Genomic DNA, 26,334 nt, shown 5'->3' on the forward strand with positions numbered 1-26,334 from the left:
TGTTCAGCTTTTGTTTTGTGACTTCCAGACAAAAAAACACCGACATAAAGTCGGTGTTTTTCATATGGGTGTTAGAAAGCTAGACGCTTATAGGAAATGCAGTGTTGCGTTAACAGAGAACGTGCCGATATCGTCTTTACCCGCCGTGTAGTTCATGTAGCTAGCACCAACAGACATCGGACCAAAAATGAAGTACTCAGCACCTACACCGTACATTAGATCCAAATCGTCATCGTCTTTGCCGCCTTTCACTTCTTTGTCCCACTGGTGGAAGCCACCTTTTGCATACACATGCAGTGGACCAAAGTCGATGCTTGGCTTAAGTGCTGCGTAGTAAGACGTTAGCTTAGTGTCTTGACCATTTACGTTAAATTCACCGTGTTGCGTCACACCTGCTTCAATACCAATGATAGGTAGGATGCCTGTACCAACGTGAACAGAGTATGATGTATCCGTCTCACCTTTGTAGTCAGACTGACCTACTGTTGCACCACCGTAAATCCAAGAATCTGCCATTGCCGCAGAAGATGCGCCAAGTAGCGCCACTGCTAATAGAGTTTTTTTCATCATCTACCTTTACTCTTTATTATTCCCACGTCTGCATAACTCAGTCGTTGGTACTACAAATAAAGGGAGGCGAACCATTGCCTCCCAGAACTAAAAAATTACGCTTATTGAGTTACTAGCAATTAGTGTACCAGTAACCTCATACGCGATAATTACAAATCTGACGCTATTTTACTGGTTGATTAGCAAGCATCAATCGCGTTTTTGACTCGTTTATCTGAAACAGGATAAGGAGTGCCTAATTGTTGAGCAAAGTAACTCACGCGAAGCTCTTCAATCATCCAACGCACTTCCTTTACGTTTTCAGGAATGGCCACACCTTTCGGGATCTTGTTCAGCAACTCTTTATAGTCTTGAGTCACAGATTCAATCTTCAGCATGTGTAAACGATCTTTGTTTGGATCGATTGGCAACTTCTCCATACGACGCTCTATCGCACGCATGTAGCGAAGAATATCCGGCAAGCGTTTCCAGCCACATTCCGTCGCAAAGCCTTTGAAGATCAAGCCTTCAATTTGTGCTTTGATATCCGACAGAGCAAACGCCATAGTGAAGTCGATTTTGCCTTTTAGCTTCTTATTGATGCTGAACGCCGTTGTCAGAATAGTCTCAACCTGTTTCGCGATCTCTACGACGGTATCACCCAGTTCAGCACGAACGTGTTCTTTCAACGCTTCGAACTTCTCTGGCTCCCAAACTAAGCCACCCTGCTCTTCAATAAGCTTATCGACACCACAGGCGATACAGTCATCAATCAGATCAAGCACTTTGCCGTAAGGGTTAAAATACAAACCCAACTTCGATTTGTTCGGTAAGTTAGCGTGCAGATATTTAATTGGAGACGGCACATTCAACAAAATCAAACGACGCTGACCAGCACGCATTGCCGTTATCTGCTCGTACTCCGTTTCGTAGAGTTTGATTTCAACGCTGTCTTTGCTATCAACAAGTGCTGGATAGGCTTTTACATCGTAGCCACCACGTTTTTGTTGATACACTTTCGGCAATTCACCGAAGCTCCACGTATGCAGACCTTGCTGTTCAATATCGTCATCTGCCACTTTGGAAAGTGTTTCTTGAACTTTGTCTTTCAAGCTCTCTTTCAATTCGTGAAGGTCTTTATGTTCCTTCAGTTTGCGATTTCGATGATCAACCGCTCGGAACGTGACTTTCAAGTGCTCAGGCACCTGTTCCAAGTTCCAGTCTTCACGCAATACTTCTACACCCGTCATGCGGCGCAGTTCTTTTTCTAGCGAGTCTAGCAGCGGTGCTTCCATTGGTGTTACGCGTGCTAAGAATGCATCGGCATAGTTTGGCGCAGGCACAAAGTTCTTACGAATCGTCTTCGGCAGCGATTTAATCAAACTAACAATAAGCTCATGACGCAAACCCGGGATCTGCCAGTCAAAGCCCGCTGGTTCAACTTGGTTTAAAATCGGCAACGGCAAATGCACTGTGACACCGTCACTATCATCGCCCGGTTCAAATTGGTAACTCAACTTGAGCTTCAAACCATTTTGATGCCAGAAGTTCGGGTAATCCAAATCGGTGACATGACTAGCATCGCCCTTGAACAGCATCTCTTTTTCAAAGTTCAGCAGTTCAGGATCTTCTTTCGATGCTTTTTTCCACCACGTATCGAAATGTTTACCAGACACCACTTCGGTACCAACACGTTGGTCATAGAAATCAAACAGCTCATCATCATCCACCAAGATGTCACGACGACGAGATTTGTGTTCAAGCTCTTCCACTTCTTGCAGAAGCTTACGGTTTTGCTTAAAGAACGCGTGTTTGGTTTCCCACTCACCTTCAACCAATGCACTACGAATAAAGATTTCGCGGCTAACGGTCGGATCGATACTGCCGTAGTTCACCAAACGTTTCGGTACGATTGGCACGCCGTAAAGCATGACTTTTTCGTGCGCCATCACCGCCGCGCGTTTCTTCGACCAATGCGGTTCGCTGTAACTGCGCTTGATAAGGTGTTTGGCTAATGGCTCAATCCACTCCGGCTGAATCTTGGCAATGATACGGCCCCAAAGTTTCGAGGTTTCCACCAACTCGGCTGACATTATCCACTTAGGTTGTTTCTTAAATAGACCCGATGCAGGGAAGATATGGAAACGAGCGTTGCGCGCGCCTTGATATTCATTCTTTTCTTGGTCTTTCATACCGATGTGCGACAACAAACCAACCAAGATCGCACTGTGTACACCATGGTAAGAAGCAGGCTCATCGTTAAGTTTGAATTCCATCTCACGCATCGACTGATGAATTTGGAAGTACACGTCTTGCCACTCACGCACGCGCAAGTAGTTCAAATAATCTTGCTTACACTGCTTGCGGAACTGGTTGCTAGACAACGCTTTTTGCTGCTTTTGGATGTATTCCCACAAATTCACAAACGTCAGGAAGTCCGACTCTTCATGGAAGAAACGACGGTGCTTATCATCTGATGATTGTTGTTTGTCTGAAGGACGCTCGCGTGGATCTTGAATCGACAAGGCCGCTGCAATGATCATCACTTCTTTAAGCGCACCATATTTTGGCGCTTCCAAAACCATACGCGCCAAGCGTGGGTCGATTGGCAAACGAGCTAATTGGCGACCGATGGAAGTCAGGCGTTTTTTCGGGTCTTTTACCTCAGAATTAATCGCGCCAAGCTCTTCCAGCAAACGAACACCATCTTGGATGTTACGTTTGTCCGGCGCTTCCACAAATGGGAAGGCTTGAATGTCACCCAAGCCAAGTGCGGTCATCTGTAAGATAACCGATGCTAGGTTGGTACGCAGGATCTCGGGATCGGTAAACTCTGGGCGCGACTCAAAATCTTCCTCTGAGTACAGACGGATACAGATACCCTCTTCCACACGACCACAACGACCTTTACGTTGGTTCGCACTCGCCTGAGAAACCGGCTCGATTGGAAGACGCTGAACCTTGGTGCGGTAACTGTATCGGCTGATACGAGCCGTGCCCGGGTCGATAACATATTTAATACCCGGAACGGTTAGCGAGGTTTCTGCCACGTTGGTTGCCAGTACAATTCGGCGACCAGCATGAGGTTGGAAAATCTTGTTCTGCTCGCCCGCCGACAAACGCGCGTAAAGCGGCACAATTTCGGTGCTCTTCAGATTGCGTTTAGACAGTGCATCTGCGGTATCACGAATTTCACGCTCACCGTTCATGAAGATCAGGATGTCACCTAAACCTTCATCGCACAATTCGTCGACCGCTTCGAAGATGCCTTCAAGTTGGTCACGATCATTGTCGTCATCACCGCTTAGTGGGCGGTAACGCGTTTCTACTGGGTAAGTACGACCCGATACTTCAATGATTGGTGCATTGTTGAAGTGTTTTGAAAAACGCTCTGGGTCGATGGTTGCCGACGTGATAATTACTTTCAAATCAGGACGGCGTGGTAGCAACTCTTTCAAGTAACCCAAGATGAAATCGATGTTAAGGCTGCGCTCGTGCGCTTCATCGATAATAATGGTGTCGTATTGATTCAAGAAACGGTCATGCTGAATTTCAGCCAGCAAGATACCGTCCGTCATCAATTTGATTTGGGTATTTTCAGAGATCTGATCGTTGAATCGAACCTTGTAACCAACAAACTCACCCAACTTAGTTTCCATCTCTTCGGCAATACGGTTCGCAACCGAACGCGCCGCAAGACGACGAGGCTGAGTATGGCCAATCAAACCGTACTTACCGCGACCAAGCTCAGCACAGATTTTTGGCAGCTGAGTGGTTTTACCAGAACCGGTCTCACCCGCGACGATAACCACTTGGTTTTCTTCAATCGCTTTAGCGATGTCGTCACGCTTTTGGCTGACGGGCAGAATTTCTGGGTATTCAATCGTTGGTTTGTAGTTGCTGCGTTGTTCCGCAACCATCATCGATTTAGCAATGTCGAGTGCAATTTCATCAAACACAGCATTACGTGCTGCATCTTTCTTAATTTTGCTCGCACCAGAAATGCGTTTACTTAAACGGAAGCGGTCACGCATCATGCACTGGCTTAACGCTTTGCGTAGAGACGCCGCGCTATTCACTTGAGCCTGAGGTGCTTTATCTTGTTTCGCTGTCGCCTTTTGCACACCATTTGACGGTGTCGCTTGCTCTTCAGCGGGATTCTTTTTTGGGGGCTGTGACGAAGTCAAAGCGTTTCCTATTCTTTTCATTACAAAAACTGCGCGGATTGTATCACACAAGATCTGCAACAAGATAACCGAAACCACATTCAAATTTTTCGAACATGTTCAGCGAATCCCTATGCTTTTTAACCAACGTGCCTCGCTTATAATGGCTCCCATAGTCAAAAGCACTTATTTAAGGAATAACCATTATGTCTCGTATACTAGCTCTAAAATCAAGCATCCTTGGCGATTACTCTCAATCAAACAAACTGGTTGAAGACTTCATCAAAAATGTAGACCAAGACAAGCTAACTGTTCGTGATTTGGCTGCAAACCCATTACCAGTTTTGGACTTCGCCGTTGCCACTGCACTTCGCGCAACGGAAGATCTTTCACATGAACAACAAGCGGTTGTCGAACTGTCGGATACCCTTATTGAAGAAGTAAAAGCCGCAGACACTTTGGTTATTGCCGCACCAATGTATAACTTTACGATTCCGACTCAGCTTAAAAACTGGATTGATTTGATTGCTCGCGCTGGCGTGACATTCAAATACACAGAAAACGGCGTTCAAGGCTTGATCGAAGGTAAGAAAGCGATTGTCATCACGACTCGCGGTGGTATCCATAAAGATTCACCAACAGACAACGTCACACCATACCTGCGTACCGTGCTAGGTTTCGTTGGTATCACTGATGTGGAATTTGTTTATGCGGAAGCGCTAAACATGGGTGAAGATTTCGCTGCGAAAGGCATTTCTGAAGCGCAGAGCCAACTTGCAGCGATAGCGTAAATTGGCCTAAGTTCAAGAACAAGTAGAATACAAATAACAAGGGATTGGTTCGCGCCAATCCCTTGTCGATCAAAATACCCTAATCGTGTTTAGAAGTTATCTTATTTCTCCCAGAGCGATTCACTTTCTCTAAGTTGTGTAGCGCTTCGTGATAGAGCTTTTCCAAAGACTGCTCAGCTTCGTTTATCATATTCTCAATCATCGCATCAAACGCGACATCACTCGGAATTTCGAGATCGTCTCCAACGTCAACCTCAAGAGAATTGACGTACAACACTAACCATTCATCACCCTCTAAATGTCCTTCCCCGAAGACGACAAAAAAGCGCTTGGCAAATTCATCGTTGGTACAGTTTATCGCCTCAATTTGAATATTGAATGAGGAGTCGATACTCATGGTGCTCATGCCATCCGATTCATCAGATGCATCACAAACAGCCTTAACTTTGGCACGATACACGAAGGTTCGCGTTGAAAGCAGCATTGTATTATTCATCATTACTCATAATGGGCGATAAAGAAGTCAGTTGCAAATCCGACCTATATGCATCTTACGATGCTCTAAAACTCGAACTGGAAGTAAATGGTATTGTAGTTGCTCCCGCCTTTAATGCGCCCAAACTGGGACGCACTTTCGAAAATTGCTGAGCGGTGATGCAATGAATAACCCACCCACATATTTTCCCAGTTTTTTTGGTTGAATAAGTCACCTATATTTACATCAAACGAGAAGTCTAAGTAGTTCAGTAGCTTACTTGGTGTATAACCCTTGTCTTCCATTTCGGTTCCTTCGATGTAGGTAATGTTGTCGACGTATGACATACCTTCCGCAACACCAAATCGCCAAGTCGTTGGCCAATTAACGGTATAATAAGCCTTAATCGCCATCACGTATTCTGTGCTCGCGGACTGAACACTTGACGACCAGTGATGAACCAAACCTGGCGTTAAATAAATACCAAGAGGAAAACCAAACAACTCGTCCGTTAGCGGGTGCCCATAAAACAGTGAAGTAAGTTGATTGTTGTATGGGTCTTTTTCTCTCTCAAAGCTAAATATTTCACCAATATTTGAAGGCGTCGCCCAACCATGCGCGATACGTAGGTATGGTTTATTGCTCAGTGCTGATTTCGGAGCTTTGCCTTTATCGTTGAAAAAGCCAAAACCGACAAACACTTCACCTTGATATCGGTCTTCTACAAGCTGGCTGTTGTAGGCATTATCATCTAAGCGAGTGACACTCGTTTCCCCCAATAAATACAAGTTGGAAGTCACATGATAACGCGCTTTGATGCCGAGGTTGGCGTCAAGTCCTGCTCCAATTCTTTCCCCAGTAACATCTTTAAACGCATAATATTCACTGTTGAAGTCAGCGTCTTTGTATCGAATCGTGATAGATGGCTCTAACTCCCAATCACCAAACGCATAATTAGCGGCAAGGCGATAATTAGAGTGAAACTGGAGTTCATCGTCCGTCATTAATTCTACTTCTGCGCGCCAGTTGTCGTTAATGCTATAACGAACTTGACCACCGAAGTCGACTCTGTCCCCTTCATTGGCATTTTGTAGCGACATGGGAATATCAACAAATCTCAATCGCATAATCGCACTCGCGCGCCAGTCAGAATCACTCTCGTCATACAGAAAAACGCCGCCTTCAATGCCATTGATATACAAATGCTCGTTTTCAAAGAACATCATTGGTACAAATGTACTCACCGTCGAGTCATTATCGGCGGTATAAAACGGGATCGATGCAGTGCGATACATCGCTGCAATTCCCCACGTTTGCTCTTCTACACCATACGCAGAAGAAGCCATCGCAGCTAAAGGCAAAGTGAGTGTTGTTAGAATTAATCTCTTCATGAGTTCGAAAAATGTTGGTTGAGAAGCAGGCAAACATCAATGATTTGCCATTTAAAGCTTATGTTCTTCTGATGATAGCCGTTACAATGACAAATGTTGTCATCCTCGTGACAGTTTGAGTCCCAAGATTATATTAATATTGCACGCCTAGATGAGCTTATTTGTGAATATTTTTACTATCGTAACAAGCTCTTAAAACTCTAGCTTAGCTCTAAATCAAACATAATGAAGTAAAAAGTGAAAGCATCAGAACTTATCTCTACCTTGAATCATATACCCTCAGACACGGACCCAGACATTGTGATGGGAGAAGCATGGCTGCCTGAAAGGTTGATAGGGACTCAACTTGATGGGGACATGTTATTTTTGCACTTTGATAATGCTCCAGAAGATGGTCAGGGAGACGAGGAGGGACGCGGCTTCGTCGAGCACGAAATAGATCTAATCAGAACGCGGCTTCAGCAAATTTTGGATGAAGACAGTGATAACGCGTCAAAAGCCGATGCTATGCTAGGTTTATTCCTTATGGGACATGAACTTAGCAGTTCCCAAGTTATCGAAATATTAGAAGAAGAAGCTGACACATAAGGAGCCGTTTTGCCAGCATTGATGAATACGACTGAAACATCTTCACTTCCTCTTATCGTTGCAGGTCCGATTTTGCGCAAAGTGACCGCAACTGAAATCAATATTTGGCTAGTCACCACCCAACGCTTGGAGGGTATGGTGCAAATTACGGATGAAAACGCCTCCGTCCTTCATCAAGCCCCTTTAAGTGAGCAAAAAGAACAGCTTCAAATCGGTCTCAATGCGTGGTGCTGTTTGTTGCAATTAAAGGGCGAGTTTCCGACCCATCAAACGTTACGCTATCAAATACAAACGCAACACGGCTCAGTAACGGAACTGCTTCCTCATCTGACTTATGAACGAGATAACTGTCCAAATTTGGGCGTTGAGTTCCTAATCAGCGAAAAAGCAGATTATGTTCTGCATGGCTCGTGCCGGAATCCCCACCACTTCAGTAAAGATACATTGGTCGCTGCGGATCATAAAATCGCATCTCAAACCATCGAAGAAAGACCAGATATGCTCATCATGAGTGGTGACCAAATCTACGCAGACCATGTTGCAGGCCCTACTCTGGACGCCATCGAACAAGTCATTGCCCTGCTCGGTTTACCGGGCGAAGAATTCGAGCAAGCGCCGATAAAAAATACCAATGCCCTCTACCAGCACTCAGCTTGTTATTATGGTCGGGACAAATTGTTGCCTCATTATGTGAATGATGGCAGTTTACTGAGTACGTTTTTCCCACACAGAGGGACGCCAATATTCAGCGCCAAAGAGTGTGAAAACCATCTAATAAGCTTTGCCGAATGCTTTGCAATGTACTTATTGGTTTGGTCTCCAACCTTATGGAAGCTCATTCGGACAGATCGCTTATTAGAAAATGAGTTTACTGTCGGCGGAGCAACTCTCGATCCCAAATGGCAGCAGCAATGGCGCGAAGAAAAAGCTCAAATAGATAAATTCGTCTCAGGTCTGGATAAGGTTCAACGCCTACTTGCTCACATTCCAACCTACATGATCTTTGATGATCACGATGTTACCGACGATTGGAACCTTACCATAGGCTGGGAACAAGCCGCGTACAGCAACGCCTTTGCGAAACGTATTATCGGGAACAGCCTGATTGCCTACTGGCTCTGCCAAGGGTGGGGAAACGCGCCAGAAAAATTCAATGATGAGTTTATGAGTATCGCTCGACACTTTTTCAACGAGGGTTCCTCACAAACTCAAGATGCATTTATTCAATATTTGCATCGCTTTGAGAATTGGCATTACACCATTCCGACGACGCCAAAAGTTGTCGTGCTAGATACGCGAACCAGACGCTGGCGTTCTGAGTCTAAAATGAACAAGCCCTCTGGGTTAATGGACTGGGAAGCAATGATTGAGTTCCACCAAGAACTTGTTCATCAAGACAAAGTTATCATTGTTTCTGCCGCGCCAATGTTCGGAGTGAAGTTTATCGAAGCACTGCAGCGAGTAGTGACGATGCTTGGTAAACCATTGATGGTCGATGCTGAAAACTGGATGGCGCACCCCGGAAGTGCGAATACGCTTATTAGTATTTTTACACATACTAAGACGCCGACCAATTTCGTTATTCTCTCTGGCGACGTGCACTACTCTTTTGCATACGACATTAAACTTCGCTACCGAAAAAATAGTCCGAATATCTATCAAATCACCTGTAGCGGGATTAAAAATCAGTTCCCAACCCAATTGCTCAATATTTGTGATGGTCTAGATAGACTGCTATATAGCCCTCGTTCGCCTTTAAACTGGTTCACAAAACGTAAGCGGCTAAAGATCTACAAACGCGCACCAAGTTCGCACAATTTTTATCGCTTAGTTAACCACAGCGCCATTGGTGAGCTGCGTCTTGATGACGAAGGAAAGCCGAGCCAAATTAGCATTCTAACGAGCGATGGCGAAGAGGTACATTTTCCACCAACTCGTGCAGAAGGCTAAATCTCGCTCCCAAAATGACTTGCCCTTTCTTGAAGACAAGTCATTTTTGACTGAACTTAAAAGTACGAGGGATTTGGGTAGATGAGCAAAGCTCTTGACTGTCAACGGCGTGCTAAATTTGATACCACACCTTGAGATCTACCGTATTTATGACCATGTTAACCAAATAAACAATAGCTCGGTGTTCAATATGTTTAACTCTCTTACCTCATTATTTAAACAGCTCATTGAAGGTTCTGATTTAAGCCAAACCAACACACTCTCTCCAAATATGGCTATCGCGTGCTTGCTGTGTGAAGTATCTGGCGCAGACCATAACGTCGATGATAAAGAACAAGAAACAAAGCGTTCATTATTGATGAAGCTCCTATCATTAAATGAAGAAGAATCAAACGCTTTGTTAGAGCAAGCGCAACAGAAAATAAAAGATTCTGCGTCTCTGTACGATTTTACTTCTCAACTGAGAGAACTGACTCAAGAAACGCGCTACAACTTAATCAAAAGCATGTGGGAAGTGGCGTATGCCGATGGCGAAATTGATCCACTAGAAGATGCAGTGATCCGCAAAACAGCAGAACTACTCTACGTTGATCACAGTGAGTTCATTCGAGCAAAGTTGCAATCTCAGTAAGACAACAAGGTAAACATGTAAGTCGCGCAAGCTATTTCAAGTCTACCGTGAAATGATGTCGAAGATGAGTTTTATAGCCATAAAAAAACGCGCATTACGCGCGTTTTTTCGATAAGCCAACGACATTGTTATTAAAATACTGGTCAAGATATGAATGTGTTTAACGAGCTCTACACTAAACAGATTCCATGACAAAACAACAATGGGTGAATGACGATTTGATTACAAGTTTGCCTATCTATATCGGACCATTAAAGCATAGTCAGAGCAAGCTTCGCTAAATTGTACGCATCCACATAACCAGAATGTTGGCGCCCTTCCCAATCAATGCCTTTTGCTTCTTGAGCTGCTCGGTGACCAATACGCTTATCCTTAAGACGATTTTGAATGCGATAAAGCGTCGCTAAGTTGATGAACTCCGTAAATGGCGCTTCAATACCTTTTTGCTTACACTCTTCAAGCAGGATGAGGTCATCTCGGCCCCATGATGCATAAATCTTGTTACGACCACCGAAGTTCTTAACCATGGATTTAAGCACTTCTTCTAATGGGCGTCCTTGTTTTTCAATTTTACGTGGCGTAATACCTGTTAGCTCGGCACAAAACAGCGAAACTTCATCATGTTCAGGTTTTACGTAGTATTGAGCTCGCTTGACTATCTCGCCTCTAGACAAATCTATTTCAGCCAACCCAACTTCGATAATTTCACCCGTGCTGCCGACGCCATTTTCGTTCCAGCAACACATTTCTAAATCGAAGCATACAATACGGTTATGGTTCATAGTTTGTCTTGATTCCTAACATAAAATTTTAAAGCGTGCGATTCTACCGTAACACGGTGTAAAACTCGAATTTGCGCGCCCATTTAATCGCCAATCGACACATTATTACGACCGTTTTTTTTACTCAAATAAAGTTGATTATCCATTTTGTGATACAAGCTTTCAGGATCTTCATCTTTATGGACAGCCGCGCCGATACTTAACGTGCAAATGATTGAAGTATCGCCATAGTCAAAAGCCGTACTTGCCACGATACTCCGCAACTTTTCCAGATAAGCTTCCAGTGCTTCTTTATCAATGACTTTAGAAATAATACAGAACTCATCACCACCAGCACGATAAAATCGGTCTCCAGGTTTTAGATTCGCACTGACTAGCTTAGTCACATGCTGCAATGCTTCATCTCCCCCTAAATGACCATGCTTGTCATTGATAACTTTGAAGTGGTCGATATCAAAACCAACCAATGCGAAGCTAACACCTTTATTTATCTGGCTAAGCAAGTGATCGTTAAACGCTCGGCGATTGAGTAACTGAGTTAGAGGGTCACGCTCAGCCATCCTTTTTAATTCGACGGTTTTAAGCTCTAACATGACCGCCAAGCGCTCTTTTTCTCGTGACTGTAAATTCACAATCCAACTAATCAAAAAGGCGATTACCAACCCGGCTAATGTCGTGCCCGCTAAAATAGAACGCTCCCAAGCAGAGACGGCATCAGAAAGTTTAAAATCAATCCGCCACTCACGATTAGGCAGTTGAATGGTACGGCTTATAACCGTTCCTCGAATGTTGTCCCAGTTTGAACTTTGGAAGAGAACGGGGTCATCTGCTGCGTCAAAGCCTAAATCTTCTACGCGCACCGACATATCTAGCTCGGTCGCGGTTTTCGTGATCAAATCCTCAAAGTAAACCGTACTTCGAATCACCCCTGTCACTACACCTAATAAATGTTGGTTCTCGAAGTCAAACACTGGATGGAACACTAGCAGCCCAGTTTTAGGAATGGACTTGTCATACCCATCTTGCAGTAAGCGAACTTTATCCGAGACATTCGCTCGCCCATTTGTGGATATATCATCCAAGATGAGAGCGAAGCGTTTACGTGAAAAATAGAAACCCAGTAGAGAAAGGTTTTCTGGTGTTCTTGGATAAATATCCGATGCGATAAAAATTGGCTCTTTGTGTTCAAAAATGTACCCGTAGGTTTTGGGGCCATCTTTAGGAACGGTAAACGGTTGGAAATCAGGAAATGTTTGACGGGTCTTTAAAATATGCTCATCAAGGTCTTCGAATTCGACCTTTTGCATCCATTGAAGTCCAATTAGACTTCGCGAGCTATTGATTACGTGTTCCGCATACATTGGGAACGAAGACCAATAGGTGCGTTCAATCGAATGAAAAAAGTTTGCACCTGCACCAATAAACTTTAAATCATTTTCGACGTTCGCTTTCAGTGATTCTGCTTGTCGGTCAGCTAAAGTATCAAACGTCGTCTGCGTATACCGTTGCTGCATCGTATAAGCAGCACCGACCACACCAGCAGTGACACACAACGTCGCTGCAAAAGCTAGAATAGAGTCTGAATGTCGTTTGATAACGCTCTTGTGAGCGGTGCTTTGTGTCATATCGTAATTTTGATACTTCCGTAAGTTAAACTTCGGGATCTATTGAAATACTGCGTTAGCAACGCACAAACATCAAGCAACAACCTATGCTGGGCAGTCCGATCGTCGATTTTTCACGCTGTTCGTACGGTATAGTCACGAATTATTACAGCCTTAAGCCTTGAATATGCTACCATCCGTCATCATTTTAATGTCTAAACTTGGTGCAAGATCGCAAAGACGATCGTTTTAGTGAACACATATGAGCCAATACTGAGCACCAATAATCAATAGAAAGAGAAAAAACGTCATGAACATTGATTTGAACCTAATTCCTCAAACGTTCGATATGCTTCACGCTGGCCTAACCGCATCGAGCGTTTTGCTTCTTTTAGTCGCGGTCTCTCGCAAATCAAAAGTGGTTGAGAAAGTCGTAGAAAAACCGGTCGAGAAAATCGTCGAAGTTGAGAAGCCAGTTGAAAAGATCGTCGAAGTAGAAAAAGTCGTTGAAGTTGAGAAGGTCGTAGAAAAAGTCGTTGAAGTTGAATCGAAACTCGCAACAGCTTCTACTGATTCTGCAATGCAGCTACTTTCTATCATGCAGCAAGAAGCTCGTCTGATCGACTTCCTACAAGAAGACCTAACGTCATTCTCTGATGAAGAAGTCGGCGCAGCAGCTCGCGTAATTCATACTGGTGGCCAGAAAGTATTGAACGATTACGTAACACTTGCGCACGTTCGCAACGAAGAAGAAGAAACTCGTATTACGGTTGAAGAAGGCTTCAACCCACAAGAAATCCGCCTAACTGGTAACGTGACAGGCAGCGCGCCGTTCCACGGCACTCTAGTTCACAAAGGTTGGAAGGCAACGTCTATGAACCTGCCTAAACTGGCTGAAAACTACGATGCATCTGTGATTGCTCCAGCCGAGGTTGAGCTGTAATGGAACACATGAACCAAGAAAACCATTCTCAAGAAGCGTCTGTTGAAACTCAACAGACGCCTAAATTCAGTGTTGGTATCGACTTAGGTACAACACACTGTGTCATGTCTTTTGTTGATACGCACGACGAAGACGCTCGCGTAGAAGTAATGCCTATCCCGCAGCTGACTGCGCCGGGTACGGTAGAGACTCGTAGCCAATTAGGCTCTTTCCTATACCAACCACACGAACACGAAATGAACCCGCAATCACGCGTTCTTCCGTGGTCGAGTGAGCCAAAAGCTCTGGTTGGTGCTATCGCGCGTAACCTAGGTTCAAAAACACCGATTCGCCTTGTTGCAAGTGCGAAATCTTGGCTTTGCCATGCAGGTGTGAATCGTCGTGATTCCTTCCTGCCAGCAGGTAGCCCTGAAGAAGTGGAAAAAGTATCCCCTCTTCGCGCGACAGAGCTTTACCTAGAGCACCTAAAAGATGCTTGGAATCACGCGAACCCAAATCACAACCTTGCCGATCAAGACGTTACCATTACGGTTCCGGCTTCTTTCGATCCTGCGGCTCGTGATCTAACTGCAGAAGCTGCACGCAACGTTGGTTTTGTGCACCTAACGCTTCTAGAAGAGCCACAAGCTGCACTTTACAACTGGATTGATAACAGCAACGACAAATGGCGCGACGAAGTTGAAGTTGGCGACATCGTACTTGTGGTCGATATCGGTGGTGGTACAACTGACCTTTCTTTGGTTGAAGTAACTGAAGACGACGGCAACCTAACTCTGAACCGTATCGCGGTAGGTGAACACATCCTACTTGGCGGTGACAACATGGACCTTGCACTTGCGTACCGCTTGAAGATGAAGCTCGCGCAAGAAGGCAAAGAGCTACAGCCATGGCAAGTTCAGGCGATGACGCACGCATGTCGTGATGCTAAAGAAGCGCTATTGAACGACAGCGAGCTTCAGTCAGTGCCAATCGTTGTACCAAGCCGCGGTTCTAAACTGCTTGGCGCAACGCTGAAAACTGAACTGACTCAAGAAGAAGTACAACAGACATTAGTTGACGGTTTCTTCCCTCAAGTTGCGATTACCGACCACCCTGTTCAACGTAACCGTGGTGCACTAACACAAATGGGTCTGCCTTACGCACAAGATGCGGGTATTACTCGCCACATTGCAGCATTCTTGTCTAAGCAAGCACACGCGCAAAGCGGTGGTGAATCAGCGCAAGCTCAAGATTTCAACCCATTTGCAAACATGCCAGGTATGCCAGGCGCGGATGCAGCGCAATCGGCTGACTTCATCAAACCAACGGCAATCCTATTCAACGGTGGTGTGCTGAAATCAAAACTTCTAGCCACTCATCTAGAAGACACGATTAACGAATGGCTAATTGAAGCAGACGCAGAAATGGCGAAACGCCTAACAGGTGTGGATCTAGACCTTGCGGTTGCTAGCGGTGCGGCTTACTACGGCTCTGTGCGTCGTGGTCAAGGCGTTCGTATCCGCGGCGGTATTGCTTCGGCGTACTACGTGGGTATCGAAAGTGCGATGCCTGCGATTCCGGGCATGGCGCCTCCAATGGAAGCGCTGTGTGTAGCACCATTTGGTATGGAAGAAGGCTCAAGCGTTGACGTACCAAGCCAAGAGTTTGGTTTGATCATCGGCCAGCCAGTTAACTTCCAATTCTTCGGCTCAACCGTTCGTCGTGACGACCTAGCAGGTACTCACCTTGACTACTGGGCACCAGAAGAGCTTGAAGAGCTACCAGAAATCCAAGTAACGCTGCCTGTATCAGAAGGTCGTCGTGAAGGTGAAGTGGTTCCAGTTACCCTAGCTTCTCGCGTAACAGAGCTTGGTACGCTTTACTTAGAAGCCATTGCCGCTGATAACGGGCAAAAATGGCATGTTGAGTTCGATGTGCGCGAAGACGCGAAAAGTGACTCAAACGAAGAACAATAATTAGAAGTCAAACGGCATCCAATCGGGTGCCGTTTTTAAATACACGAAGGTTTGGTTTTGTATGGCATCTCCTCGTTTCCTTGTTGGTATTGACCTCGGCACCACAAACACTGTGGTGGCCTACTGTGAAATCACCGACAACCTTGAACAATCCGAAGTATCCCTATTTGACATCGACCAACTAATTGGTCCGGGCGAAGTCGTTCGTAAACCACTTCTGCCCTCTTTCCGCTATCATCCAGCTGTAGGTCAAATCTCCCCTTCTGACCTCACTCTTCCTTGGGACAACGAACCTGTTGCTGGCGACATTAACAATGTGATCGTGGGTGAATGGGCTCGTGAATTAGGCGCGAAGGTGGAAGGACGTCAGGTATCCAGTGCAAAAAGCTGGCTATCGCACCAAGCGGTAGATCGTAGCTCAGACATTCTCCCTTGGGCTGGCGCGCAAGGCGTAGATAAAGTCTCGCCCGTCATTGCCAGCGCAAGCTACCTTAACCACATTCGTCAAGCATGGAACTACCGTCATCCTAGTAACAAGCTAGAAGACCAAGATGTGGTTGTGACCGTTCCAGCATCGTTCGATGAAACCGCTCGTAAGCTCACGCTTGAAGCCGCAGAGTTGGCAGGTTTAAAGAAAATCGTCCTGCTCGAAGAGCCACAAGCCGTATGTTACGACTGGTACGCACGCCATCAGAAAACCGCAGCTGATGAGCTCAAAGAGTTACCGCTGATTCTGGTGTGCGATGTGGGCGGTGGTACCACCGACTTAAGTTTGATTGAAGCAAGTTTCTCTTCTCAAGATGAGCTAGCCCTTGATCGTATTGGCGTTGGCGAACACTTGATGCTGGGTGGTGATAACCTCGACTTAGCATTAGCACACCTTGCAGAAAGCCGCTTCAATCAAAGTAAGAAGCTCACTGCAGCAAGCCTAACAAAGCTAATTCAGCAAACACGTAAAGCGAAAGAGAACCTGCTTTCAGCGAGCGCACCTGACGAAGTGAAGATCACCATGTTAGGTAGCGGCTCTAAGCTACTTGGGGGCACAAAGAGTATTGCTCTAAGCAAACAAGAAGTGCACCAAATCGCATTAGATGGCTTCTTCCCGCTTTCTGATTTCAGTGACGTACCAGACAAACGTCGTAGCGCGGTTGTCGAGTTTGGCCTTCCATACGTTGCTGACCCAGCGGTGAGCAAGCACGTTGCCGAGTTCTTAACTCAGCACCAGCAAGTCGCTCGTGCCGCTCTTGGCATTGAAGACGATAAACAAAACGCGATTCCAGTTGGCGTGTTGTTGAACGGAGGCGTGTTTAACAGTGATCTGGTGACTGAACGTGTCACCGCCCTACTTTCTGACTGGCGCGGTGCACCAGTTACGGTATTAGAGAACCCACATCCAGATTGGTCTGTTGCACTGGGTGCTGTTGCGTTTGGTAAAGCACGTCGTGGTGCGCAGCTTAAAATTGGTGGTGGTGCAGCGCGTTCTTACTTCTTGCATCTTCAAGAAAAAAACAAAATGGGTAAAGCCCTCTGTTTACTTGCAAAAGGAACAGAAGAAGGCCATGAGATCCGTTTAAGCGGTCGTCGTTTCTCGCTCACTCTTGGAGAGCCAGTCCGCTTTAACCTGCTGACTTCTACCCACGATACCTTAACCAATAACACCGCCATTCAAAATGGCGTGATGGTTGATGTTGACCCAGACTTGTTTGCTCCGCTACCGCCTTACATCACCACCCTTGAAGGTGAAGGTGCCGAACTGCAAGCCAACCAGAAAGAGCGCGTAGAAGTACAACTGGCGTGTCAGTTGACTGAAGTCGGCACACTTAAGATGGAATGTGTCAGCGCAGAAGACGACAACAAACGTTGGGAGCTGGAATTCGAAGTCCGTAACAAGCAAACCGACGACAGTGAACAAGTTAAGCTTCACCCTAAACTGAACGAATGTAAGGAGCTGATCGCTCGCCTTTACAGCGGTAATAAGAAAAGCGCAGAAGGCAAAGAGATCAAAACCTTAGCCAAAGATCTTGAGAAGAAGCTCGGCAAACGTGACGAGTGGGATTTCACCACACTCCGTCAACTTTTCGATACCTTTGCACAAGGTCGTAAGCGTCGCCGTCGTTCTGAACAGCACGAGAAAAACTGGCTTCGTTTGGCAGGTTTTGCACTGCGTCCAGGCTTTGGCGATCCAACCGACTCATGGCGCATTGAGCAAGTTTGGGGTCTCTACCAACAAAACATTCAGTTTAAGAACCATCAAGGTTGGACAGACTGGTGGGTGTTCTGGCGTCGTATCGCAGGTGGCTTGAGCCAAGAGCAACAAGAGACCATCTTGGCGGACATCGCGAAATACCTACACCCTGGCGCGATGAAAAACCCACAATCCGCCAAAGCGGCACAAGACATGGGTTATGAATCCATGGTGCGTCTTTCAGCCTCTCTAGAGCATCTAGAAGTGGAAGATAAAGTTCTATTGGCAACGTGGTTCTTGAGTAAAGCGATCAACCAAAACCAGTTTGAACAAGCGCACTGGTGGGCGATGGGACGTTTGGCTTCTCGCACACCACTTTATGGCAGCCAGCACAACGTCATTCCTCGTGAACAAGCAGAACAGTGGTTGCCTAAGCTGTTAGAGCAGAACTGGCAGAAAGAGCCAATGATCGCGTTCGCAGCCGTAATGATTTGTCGTAAGACGGGTGACCGCCTGTTTGATATTTCTGACGATTACCGAGATCAAGTTCTAACGAAGCTGAAACAAAGTAAAGTGCCCGAATCTTGGGTATCACTAGTTAAAGAAGTGAAAGAGCTTTCAGAAAGCGAATCAAAACGCGTCTTCGGTGATGCTTTACCAAGCGGTTTAACGCTAGTTCATCATTAAATCCACTCTACACAAGAAGACGAGTTAGAAGTACAAAGCCCTTCCGACGAAGGGCTTTGTTGTATCGCATTCTTTTAGTTTTGATCGTGTACAACGCGCTAATTCATTTCTGTCGTAATCACTACATCGCGCGTTTCGTTATCCATATCGCTAATACCGACCACCGACACTTCTCTGTCCGATAGAGTTTCAATTAAGCTGTCTTCTAATCCGCCATCAGCCAGCCAAGTATAAAATTTATCCGCGATACGCTCCGAACCTTCCCCGACAAACGTTAATGTGACCTTCTTCATTTGTGACACTCCATCAATTTACGATTCAGCCACTTAAGCGTAGTATGTTTCGCAAATATCGACATAAACTAGGACTAACTTCTTTTATGAGTATCGAAAAATTTGACGCGATTTATCAACGTGCTGCTGAGCGAAAAGGCGGAGAAGATCAGCTTGAAGCGCTATTGTCTCACCCATTAAGTAAAGAGGAATTAGCAGCGATTCCCGATGACCGTTGGCTCGCCGCTTTTTCGATGAAGGTGTTCCAAAGCGGGATTTCGTGGAGCGTGGTTCGCAACAAGTGGCCGAACTTCGAAGAAGTGTTCTTCGGCTTTAAGATTGAGCCACTATTGATGCTGTCTGACGAACAATGGGAAACCAAAGCAACGGACAAACGCATTATTCGCCACCTCACTAAAGTCATGTCGATTCCGGCCAACGCTCGCATGATCCATGAAGCAAGAATCGAATATGGCTCGTTCAGTAACATGATTGCTGAATGGCCTCGGGAAAAGATCACGGATCTATGGGGCTACTTGAAGAAGCATGGTAGTCGTTTGGGTGGAAATACAGGCCCTTACACTTTACGCCAAATGGGCGTGGACACTTTTATTCTGTCTAACGATGTCGAAGCTTATTTACGCAACTGCAAGATCATTGAAGGCGGCAAAGACACGAAAAAGTCCTTGGACTCTGCTAATAAAGCCTTTATTCAGTGGCAGCAAGAAAGTGGAAGAAGCTTGACCGAAATCAGTCAAATTATCGCGTTTAGTACTGGTGACAACCGAATTTAAACAAGCACTTTGTAGCTCTGGGGGCGAAATTCCGGCCCCCCTATAACGCATGATATTTGCACGAATCACTCTACTTTAGCTCTTGCTGATATTACTACTTTCTCGATTCCTCCAAAAAATCCCTCCTTAAAGTGGCAAAATCCCCCTTCAAATCACAAAAAGTTATCATATCGACAAATTATTTTTCTTGTTCAATATTTTTATTTATCAAATATTTAATTACAAGTGCCCAGTTTTTAGGCACTAAATATTGATGACGCTCAATTGCATTGCGCTGACAAACTGACTAGGATACACGCCCTTCCTGAGTGAACTATCAGAAACTTGATCGAGGAATTTATTCAAATTTCTCAACACTTCGTGAGCACTCACAACAATTGCACTCACTTTATAGATTTAAGGATCAACAGATCCGTTAATACAAATTCGACAGCGCAATAGAGTGCTGACTAGAACAACCATGACGCGATGTCACATGAGTGACTATTTTCGTGGTTTTGTGCTGGAAGTTATTTATTACATCAAGGCTGGTTAAAAGGATGAGCCCCTTGAACGCATTTACTGGAGGACAAGAAATGCCAAAAGGTCTAATGCTGACTGACTTAGCCATCGCTGGCTTACTATTAATTGCAGCAAAAGTAATTCGTGTACATATGCCTTTACTACAACGCATGTACATTCCATCTGCTGTATTGGCTGGGTTATTTGGTCTTATTTTTGGCCCAGCTCTGCTTAACGTATTACCTTGGACAGATACCTTTACCGCAAACGCAAGCCTCTTAACTGCTGCACTTTTTTCTGCGTTGGGTTTAGCAACAGATGTCCCGTCACCAAAAGTGGTTGCTCAACGAGCAGGCTCATTGTGGGCGTTTAACCAAATTGCATCCGTGTCGCAATGGCTGTTTGCAGCAATGTTTGGTTTAGTACTTACCACCTTCTTTTGGCCTGACATTAATCCTGGATTTGGCGTAACCATGTCCGCGGGATTCATGGGCGGACATGGTTCAGCATCTGTAGTCGGTGAAATCTTCACGGGACTTGGTTGGGAAGATGGTTTTACACTTGGTTTAACGTTCGCCACGGTTGGGATCTTTATTTCAATCTCGGTGGGCATGTTAATGCTTCAGTTTGCGTTGAAAATGGGCTGGATTCGTAGCTTTACGACATTCGACAGCATGGACGAACACGAACGCAAAGGCTTAGTGAAACCTGACGATCAAGAACCTGTGATGAAAGATACGATGTCATCATTGTCAGTCGATTCTTTCGCGATTCACGCGGCGCTGGTTGTAGTGGTAACCGCTTTCTCTTATGTAGCAGCCAACTACTTATCTTCTTTCCACGATAAGGTACAAATTCCGACTTTCGTTACTGGCTTTCTGGGCGGTATGTTAGTTCGAATCATCGCTAAGCAAACCAAGGCATCTCATTACCTATGTGACGGCGCATTCAAACACGCAGCGGGTATTAGTACGGATTACCTGATCATCTTTGGTATCTCAGCGATTAAGATCACGGTTCTAGCGCAGTATTTAATGCCAATGGTAGTGCTCGCAATTGGTGGTATCGCGTTCACGCTATGGCTTATCTTTTGGGTTGCACCTCGCATCATGGGAGATGACTGGTTTGAGAAAGGCATTTTCTCTTGGGGATGGTTAACAGGTACAGTCGCTATGGGTATCGCGTTATTACGCATTGTCGACCCCAAAATGCGCAGTAAAGTGTTAGACGACTATGCTATCGCTTATGTTCCAGGCTCAATTACGGACATTTTCATCATCTCGCTTATGCCAATCGCAATGTATAACGGCATGCACTGGCAAGCGTTAGGTGTTGGTCTAACCTATATCGCCGTTGTCTTATTTATTTGGCGATTTGTGTTTAAGCGTAGCGGTCAAGCCGTCGCAAATGAGTCTTAATTGCTCATTTCGGGAGGTATTTTATCCTCCCGAATTTAACTCTCTCCCCTTATTCGATAGCCGCCTCCCACCAGCATGCAACAAATAAGCAACTTGTTTTATATTTAAGATCTGCAAGCTTGGTCACCCCTTCCCATCCTTTTTTAATACTTGACCTACGCATTTTTATATCAAAATAGCGGCCAAACTATTCATGACTCATGGAGAAAAGGCAGTGCATCGCTCTCAAGGATTTACCCTCATTGAACTCATTGTGTGCATCGTTATCCTTGGTGTCGTTAGTGTTATTGCCCTTCCTAAATTTCTTGGTCTGCAAAAAGATGCCCGAGTGGCAGTACTATATGGCGCGAGGGAAGCGCTCATGACTGCAAACAACTTTGTGTACACTAAAGCCGTTATTCAATCTCAAGAGACGATAGATGGCGGCAAACAATATAACATTGATCTAGATAATGACGGCAATAACGACCTAATTGGTTACTTTGGATTTATTAAGAATGTCATTCCCGCAAAAGAGCTGGCAGGTTTCGACCCTCAACTCACTATCAATACTTGGTACGGGGTAGACAGCCCGGACGAACCCTATTTCCTTATCGGCTTTGCAAACAAACCTGTTGGTCCAGACCATATGTGTTATGTCGAAGTTTACTACCCAGAAACTCCAGGTGGCCAAGTCAGCTACAAAATACAAACTGACGACTGCTAGTTCTCCTAGTGAGTGAAAGTGACAGTTGCACTTTTGGTGCTTTCATCGCTTTTAGCAGAATACTGGCCCCAAAATCCATTATTAACAACTATTTCACATAATGTTGTTTCATAGTTAGCTTGCAGCGAGAAAACAAGTAATTCGCGACCGCACGCGCCCGTAATCGAAACAATCTATCGTTTTTCCGACCGCCAATAATTTGTGCTTGTAAACTCATCATTTCGCTCAATAATAGTTCTATAACAAATTCAATAATTTAAAGCGGGAGGCATGATGAGAATATTCTGGCAGTTACGTTGGTATTTCCAACAAAAGTGGAAGCATTATGTCGGATCGATTTTGCTTTTCGCTGTGATATCAACTCTACAACTTGTTCCTCCTAAAGCGGTCGGTATCATCGTTGATGGGGTCGTAGATAACACGTTAGATACAAATACGCTGATTCTGTGGCTCTTGGGACTCACTGCACTGATCTTTGCCATTTATGGATGCCGTATCTTATGGCGAATTTGGCTTTTCGGCGCAAGCTGGGAACTCGGAACCATTCTACGTAATCGTCTCTATAGGCACTTATCGACACAACCACCCCGATTTTTCGAACGTTATAAGACCGGTGATCTGATGGCGCGTGGTACTAATGATGTACGTAACATCGTAATGACAGCCGGCGAAGGGGTTTTAACGGCAGCCGATTCCTTGATCACGGGTATTGCAGTTTTAATCATCATGGTAACGCAAGTTAGCTGGAAGCTCACCGTTATGGCACTTCTTCCAATGCCGTTTCTTGCAATCATCATCTTTTTTATTGTCCGTATACTGCATCAACGCTTCCGCATTGCTCAGGAAGCCTTTTCTACCATGTCAGACATGACGCAAGAGTCACTTAACGGCGTGCGAATGTTGCGAGCTTTTGGGTTAGAGAATCAAGAACAACAGCGCTTTGAAGATGTAGTCGATGATACCGGTCAGAAAAATATCGCTGTCGCTAGAGTCGACGCGAGATTTGATCCAGCTATCCAACTCACCATCGGCCTCTCTTTCCTTCTCAGTGTCGCTGCTGGTGCTTACCTTGTCGATAAGGGAGAGATCACGCTTGGTGATCTAACAGCCTTTACGATGTATTTAGGGTTGATGATATGGCCTATGCTGGCCTTCGCTTTCTTATTTAATATTTTAGAGCGAGGCTCCGCAGCATGGAATCGCCTACAAGAGATCTTTGATGAAACACCAGAGATTGTCAGTGGAAATAAACCATTAGAAGATAAACCACTGCCATTAAAAATTGATATCGATGCTTTCCACTGGTCCAGTGATTTACCACCAGCTCTAGCCGAAATAAAAATCGAGCTCAAGCCCGGTAAAATGTTGGGAGTAGCTGGCCCTGTCGGAAGCGGAAAATCAACCCTGCTAACGCTGCTTTTGCGTCAGCACGACCTAACAAACGGTTCAATTACATTCGGGGATATTGAGATTAAAGATGCCCTACTTCCTCAGTGGCGCAACCGCTTTGCCGTGGTTAATCAAAGCCCGTTTCTATTCTCCAAATCTATCTTCGATAATATTGCCTTAGGTAACCCTAATGCAGAGAAAGAAGAAGTCTATAGAGCTGCAAAGTTAGCCTGTATACATGACGATATTGAGAAGTTTCCTGAAGGCTACCAAACAGAAGTCGGTGAAAAAGGCATTACACTCTCCGGCGGGCAAAAACAACGTATTGCGATAGCACGCGCTATGTTACTAAATGCACAAGTCTTGGTATTGGATGATGCGCTTTCGGCTGTTGATGGCCGGACCGAACATCAAATCCTTAAGAATTTGGAAACACACTACCGTGATCAAGCCCTAATCGTTATTGCACACCGCCTCACCGCATTGGAAGCAGCAGACGAGATCATTGTCTTGAATCACGGCCACATTACTGAACGTGGGCAACATAGCGCTTTATTAGCGCATCAGGGATGGTACGCCGAAATGTTCGAGTACCAAAAACTAGAACAGGCGATGGAGGAATAATGAATGAACCAGACCAGTACGTTTAAACGGTTGATGTCTTACCCATTATCTCAACCAAAGCCAATGATTAAAGGACTTGCTTTGCTGTTTATCGCAGCGTTAGCCAGCGCTGGCGGCCCTTGGTTGATTCAATATTTCATTGATGAGCACATCGCTAAAGGTGACTATTCACAGAATGTTCTGATTTCGCTAGCAGTAGGTTATATCGCTCTTCAGATTGTATCGGCAACATTTCAGTATTTTCAGTCATTGCAATTTAGCATTGTCGCGGCTAACACGATCAAAACGATTCGTAAGCAAGTATTTTCTGGTGTGATTAAGCAGCCGTTATCTGCGTTTGATTACACTCCTGCTGGAAAATTGGTATCGCGAATCACCAACGATACGGAATCTCTACAGCAATTTTATGAGCTCTTGATCGCGACCGTGGTGAAAAACGTGGTCATGATTGTGGTGATGCTTGGCGTTATGTTTTTCATGAGCTGGAAACTCACACTTGTTGTGCTTGTATTGCTACCGATCGTCATCGGCTTTATGTACTTGTTTAAGCAGCTAAGTACAGAAAGCTACCGAAAGATGCGTGACCTATTGACTGATATAAATGCGAATCTGAGTGAATCCATTCAAGGGATGAGTGTCATTCAATTAATGCAACAAGAAGAGCGTTTTAATAAACAGTTCAACGAGCTAACCGCAGAGCACTTGGTGGCATCTAAACGAGTGATTCGGCTAAACGGCTATCTGCTAAGACCATTAATGGATTTGCTCGCAGGTCTTGCGTTGCTTTGCTTGGTTGCGATCTTTGGTTTTAATGGTATTGAGTTGATTGGTGTGGGGGTACTGTATGCATTTATCAGTTATCTTGCGCGAGTTACTGAACCACTAATTGAGATGACTCAGCAACTTGCTCTACTTCAGCAAGCGTTAGTATCAAGCGAACGTGTTTTTGAATTGATTGATGCGAAAGAACAAACTTACGGGAACGATCATCAACCATTAAGGTCAGGTGCTATCGAACTTAAAGACCTCACATTTAGCTACGATGGTAAACAGGACGTCCTAAAAGACATTTCGTTGAGGGCCAACCACCAAGACTTTATCGCGCTTGTCGGGCATACAGGAAGCGGTAAAAGCACATTAGCGTCACTGTTAATGGGCTTTTATCCAACGCAATATGGTGAACTGCTCATCGATAGTCGTCCACTTAAAACACTAGGGAAAGACGTCCTTCGTAAAGATGTGGCAATGGTTCAGCAAGATCCGCACATTCTCCCTGCTTCAGTCAGAGAAAACATCTCTCTTAGTCGAGCGGTTGACGATACTCAAATATGGGATGCGTTAGACAAGGTAGGTTTGGCAGAGCAAATTCACCGTTATCCTAATGGGCTAGACACGCAGTTAGGTCAAGGTGAAACCAATCTATCTGCTGGACAAAAACAGCTCTTAGCGTTAGCACGTGTGCTTGTGGTAAAACCTAAAATATTGATATTAGATGAAGCAACGGCCAATATTGACTCAGGAACAGAAGCTTTAATACAAAAGAGCTTGGCAGTACTCAGACAAGACATGACACTAGTCGTTATCGCTCATCGACTTTCAACTATTTTGGATGCGGACCAAATCATTGTTCTTCATCATGGGGAGTTAGTAGAGAAAGGCACACACAAAACACTGTTGAAACAAAATGGTCGTTATGCCCAAATGTATCAGTTACAGCAAGCAAACCGACATTTACAGCAGATTGAAGAAGAAACCAAGCAACTCGAAGAAGCGGTGTGATGTTTATACCCATGCCTTCTTTTTATTTGGTAGGCATGGGCATAATCGGCCCAACTTCAAAAGTTAGCCTGATTAGCTTCCAATTTCTTCATAATGTGAACTAATTTTCTATTTCTTACCTATTATTGACATAACCCCTCGCTATATCACGCAA

At 45.1% G+C, this 26,334-nt stretch carries 19 protein-coding genes; 12 read left to right on the forward strand and 7 right to left on the reverse strand.

Annotated elements, in window-relative coordinates; translation table 11 throughout:
• Positions 1–87 precede the first annotated feature (87 nt).
• On the reverse strand, positions 88–567 hold the full coding sequence (locus VEA_RS10025; protein ID WP_005394221.1) for an outer membrane beta-barrel protein: 480 nt from the start codon (positions 565–567) through the stop codon (positions 88–90).
• A gap of 182 nt (positions 568–749) precedes the next feature.
• Complete coding sequence (hrpA, locus tag VEA_RS10030; RefSeq protein WP_041853037.1) at positions 750–4,586, reverse strand: ATP-dependent RNA helicase HrpA; 3,837 nt, start codon at positions 4,584–4,586, stop codon at positions 750–752.
• Positions 4,587–4,921: 335 nt separating this feature from the next.
• On the opposite strand from hrpA, the gene VEA_RS10035 reads away from it, so the two are divergent.
• Positions 4,922–5,506: an FMN-dependent NADH-azoreductase gene (locus tag VEA_RS10035; RefSeq protein WP_012841853.1), complete on the forward strand. Its 585-nt coding sequence runs from the start codon at positions 4,922–4,924 to the stop codon at positions 5,504–5,506.
• Between the two features lie 79 nt (positions 5,507–5,585).
• Here VEA_RS10035 and VEA_RS10040 read toward each other — a convergent pair whose 3' ends face one another.
• Complete coding sequence (locus tag VEA_RS10040; protein ID WP_244265467.1) at positions 5,586–6,005, reverse strand: hypothetical protein; 420 nt, start codon at positions 6,003–6,005, stop codon at positions 5,586–5,588.
• 62 nt (positions 6,006–6,067) lie between these two features.
• Positions 6,068–7,372 (reverse strand): MipA/OmpV family protein, encoded by a 1,305-nt coding sequence (locus VEA_RS10045; protein WP_006742954.1) that lies wholly within the window; start codon positions 7,370–7,372, stop codon positions 6,068–6,070.
• 237 nt (positions 7,373–7,609) lie between these two features.
• Here VEA_RS10045 and VEA_RS10050 point away from each other — a divergent pair, with 237 nt between their 5' ends.
• The 3 genes from VEA_RS10050 to VEA_RS10060 all read left to right on the forward strand — a co-directional run bounded on the left by VEA_RS10050 (position 7,610) and on the right by VEA_RS10060 (position 10,541).
• Complete coding sequence (locus VEA_RS10050; protein WP_041852963.1) at positions 7,610–7,960, forward strand: VC1380 family protein; 351 nt, start codon at positions 7,610–7,612, stop codon at positions 7,958–7,960.
• Between the two features lie 9 nt (positions 7,961–7,969).
• Positions 7,970–9,910: an alkaline phosphatase D family protein gene (locus VEA_RS10055; protein ID WP_012841857.1), complete on the forward strand. Its 1,941-nt coding sequence runs from the start codon at positions 7,970–7,972 to the stop codon at positions 9,908–9,910.
• A 190-nt stretch (positions 9,911–10,100) separates the two neighbouring features.
• The gene (locus VEA_RS10060; RefSeq protein WP_005394215.1) at positions 10,101–10,541 is read left to right on the forward strand and encodes a tellurite resistance TerB family protein; all 441 of its coding nucleotides are present in this window, start codon (positions 10,101–10,103) and stop codon (positions 10,539–10,541) included.
• Between the two features lie 251 nt (positions 10,542–10,792).
• Here the strand turns inward: VEA_RS10060 and VEA_RS10065 are convergent, their stop codons facing one another.
• Positions 10,793–11,323, reverse strand: coding sequence for a 3'-5' exonuclease (locus VEA_RS10065; RefSeq protein ID WP_005394213.1), 531 nt, complete (start codon positions 11,321–11,323; stop codon positions 10,793–10,795).
• A gap of 83 nt (positions 11,324–11,406) precedes the next feature.
• On the reverse strand, positions 11,407–12,948 hold the full coding sequence (locus VEA_RS10070; protein WP_006742955.1) for a sensor domain-containing diguanylate cyclase: 1,542 nt from the start codon (positions 12,946–12,948) through the stop codon (positions 11,407–11,409).
• A 289-nt stretch (positions 12,949–13,237) separates the two neighbouring features.
• Between VEA_RS10070 and VEA_RS10075 the strand changes: the two genes are divergently transcribed.
• From VEA_RS10075 to VEA_RS10085, 3 genes are all read left to right on the forward strand, one after another.
• Positions 13,238–13,870, forward strand: coding sequence for a DUF2760 domain-containing protein (locus VEA_RS10075; RefSeq protein ID WP_006741562.1), 633 nt, complete (start codon positions 13,238–13,240; stop codon positions 13,868–13,870).
• Positions 13,870–15,825 (forward strand): Hsp70 family protein, encoded by a 1,956-nt coding sequence (locus VEA_RS10080; RefSeq protein WP_006741563.1) that lies wholly within the window; start codon positions 13,870–13,872, stop codon positions 15,823–15,825. Before VEA_RS10075 ends, VEA_RS10080 begins: the two co-directional genes overlap by 1 nt.
• A 61-nt stretch (positions 15,826–15,886) precedes the next feature.
• Entirely contained in the window at positions 15,887–18,697 is a 2,811-nt protein-coding gene (locus VEA_RS10085) for an Hsp70 family protein (protein ID WP_012841858.1), read from the forward strand.
• Positions 18,698–18,795: 98 nt separating this feature from the next.
• On the opposite strand, the gene VEA_RS10090 is transcribed toward VEA_RS10085, so the two are convergent.
• Positions 18,796–18,990 carry a hypothetical protein gene (locus VEA_RS10090; RefSeq protein ID WP_005394200.1) on the reverse strand — a complete coding sequence of 65 codons (195 nt, stop codon included), beginning with the start codon at positions 18,988–18,990 and terminating at the stop codon, positions 18,796–18,798.
• Between the two features lie 86 nt (positions 18,991–19,076).
• Between VEA_RS10090 and VEA_RS10095 the strand changes: the two genes are divergently transcribed.
• From VEA_RS10095 to VEA_RS10115, 5 genes are all read left to right on the forward strand, one after another.
• Positions 19,077–19,763, forward strand: coding sequence for a DNA-3-methyladenine glycosylase I (locus VEA_RS10095; RefSeq protein WP_012841859.1), 687 nt, complete (start codon positions 19,077–19,079; stop codon positions 19,761–19,763).
• A 575-nt stretch (positions 19,764–20,338) separates the two neighbouring features.
• Entirely contained in the window at positions 20,339–21,682 is a 1,344-nt protein-coding gene (locus VEA_RS10100; protein ID WP_041852964.1) for a sodium/glutamate symporter, read from the forward strand.
• A gap of 193 nt (positions 21,683–21,875) precedes the next feature.
• Positions 21,876–22,388, forward strand: coding sequence for a prepilin-type N-terminal cleavage/methylation domain-containing protein (locus VEA_RS10105; protein ID WP_041852965.1), 513 nt, complete (start codon positions 21,876–21,878; stop codon positions 22,386–22,388).
• 273 nt (positions 22,389–22,661) lie between these two features.
• A complete protein-coding gene (locus tag VEA_RS10110) occupies positions 22,662–24,401 on the forward strand; it encodes an ABC transporter transmembrane domain-containing protein (protein ID WP_012841862.1) in 1,740 nt (579 codons plus the stop codon).
• A 3-nt stretch (positions 24,402–24,404) separates the two neighbouring features.
• A complete protein-coding gene (locus VEA_RS10115; RefSeq protein WP_006741567.1) occupies positions 24,405–26,180 on the forward strand; it encodes an ABC transporter transmembrane domain-containing protein in 1,776 nt (591 codons plus the stop codon).
• Positions 26,181–26,334: the final 154 nt, after the last annotated feature.

It is taken from the genome of Vibrio antiquarius (assembly GCF_000024825.1).
GTDB lineage: Bacteria > Pseudomonadota > Gammaproteobacteria > Enterobacterales > Vibrionaceae > Vibrio > Vibrio diabolicus.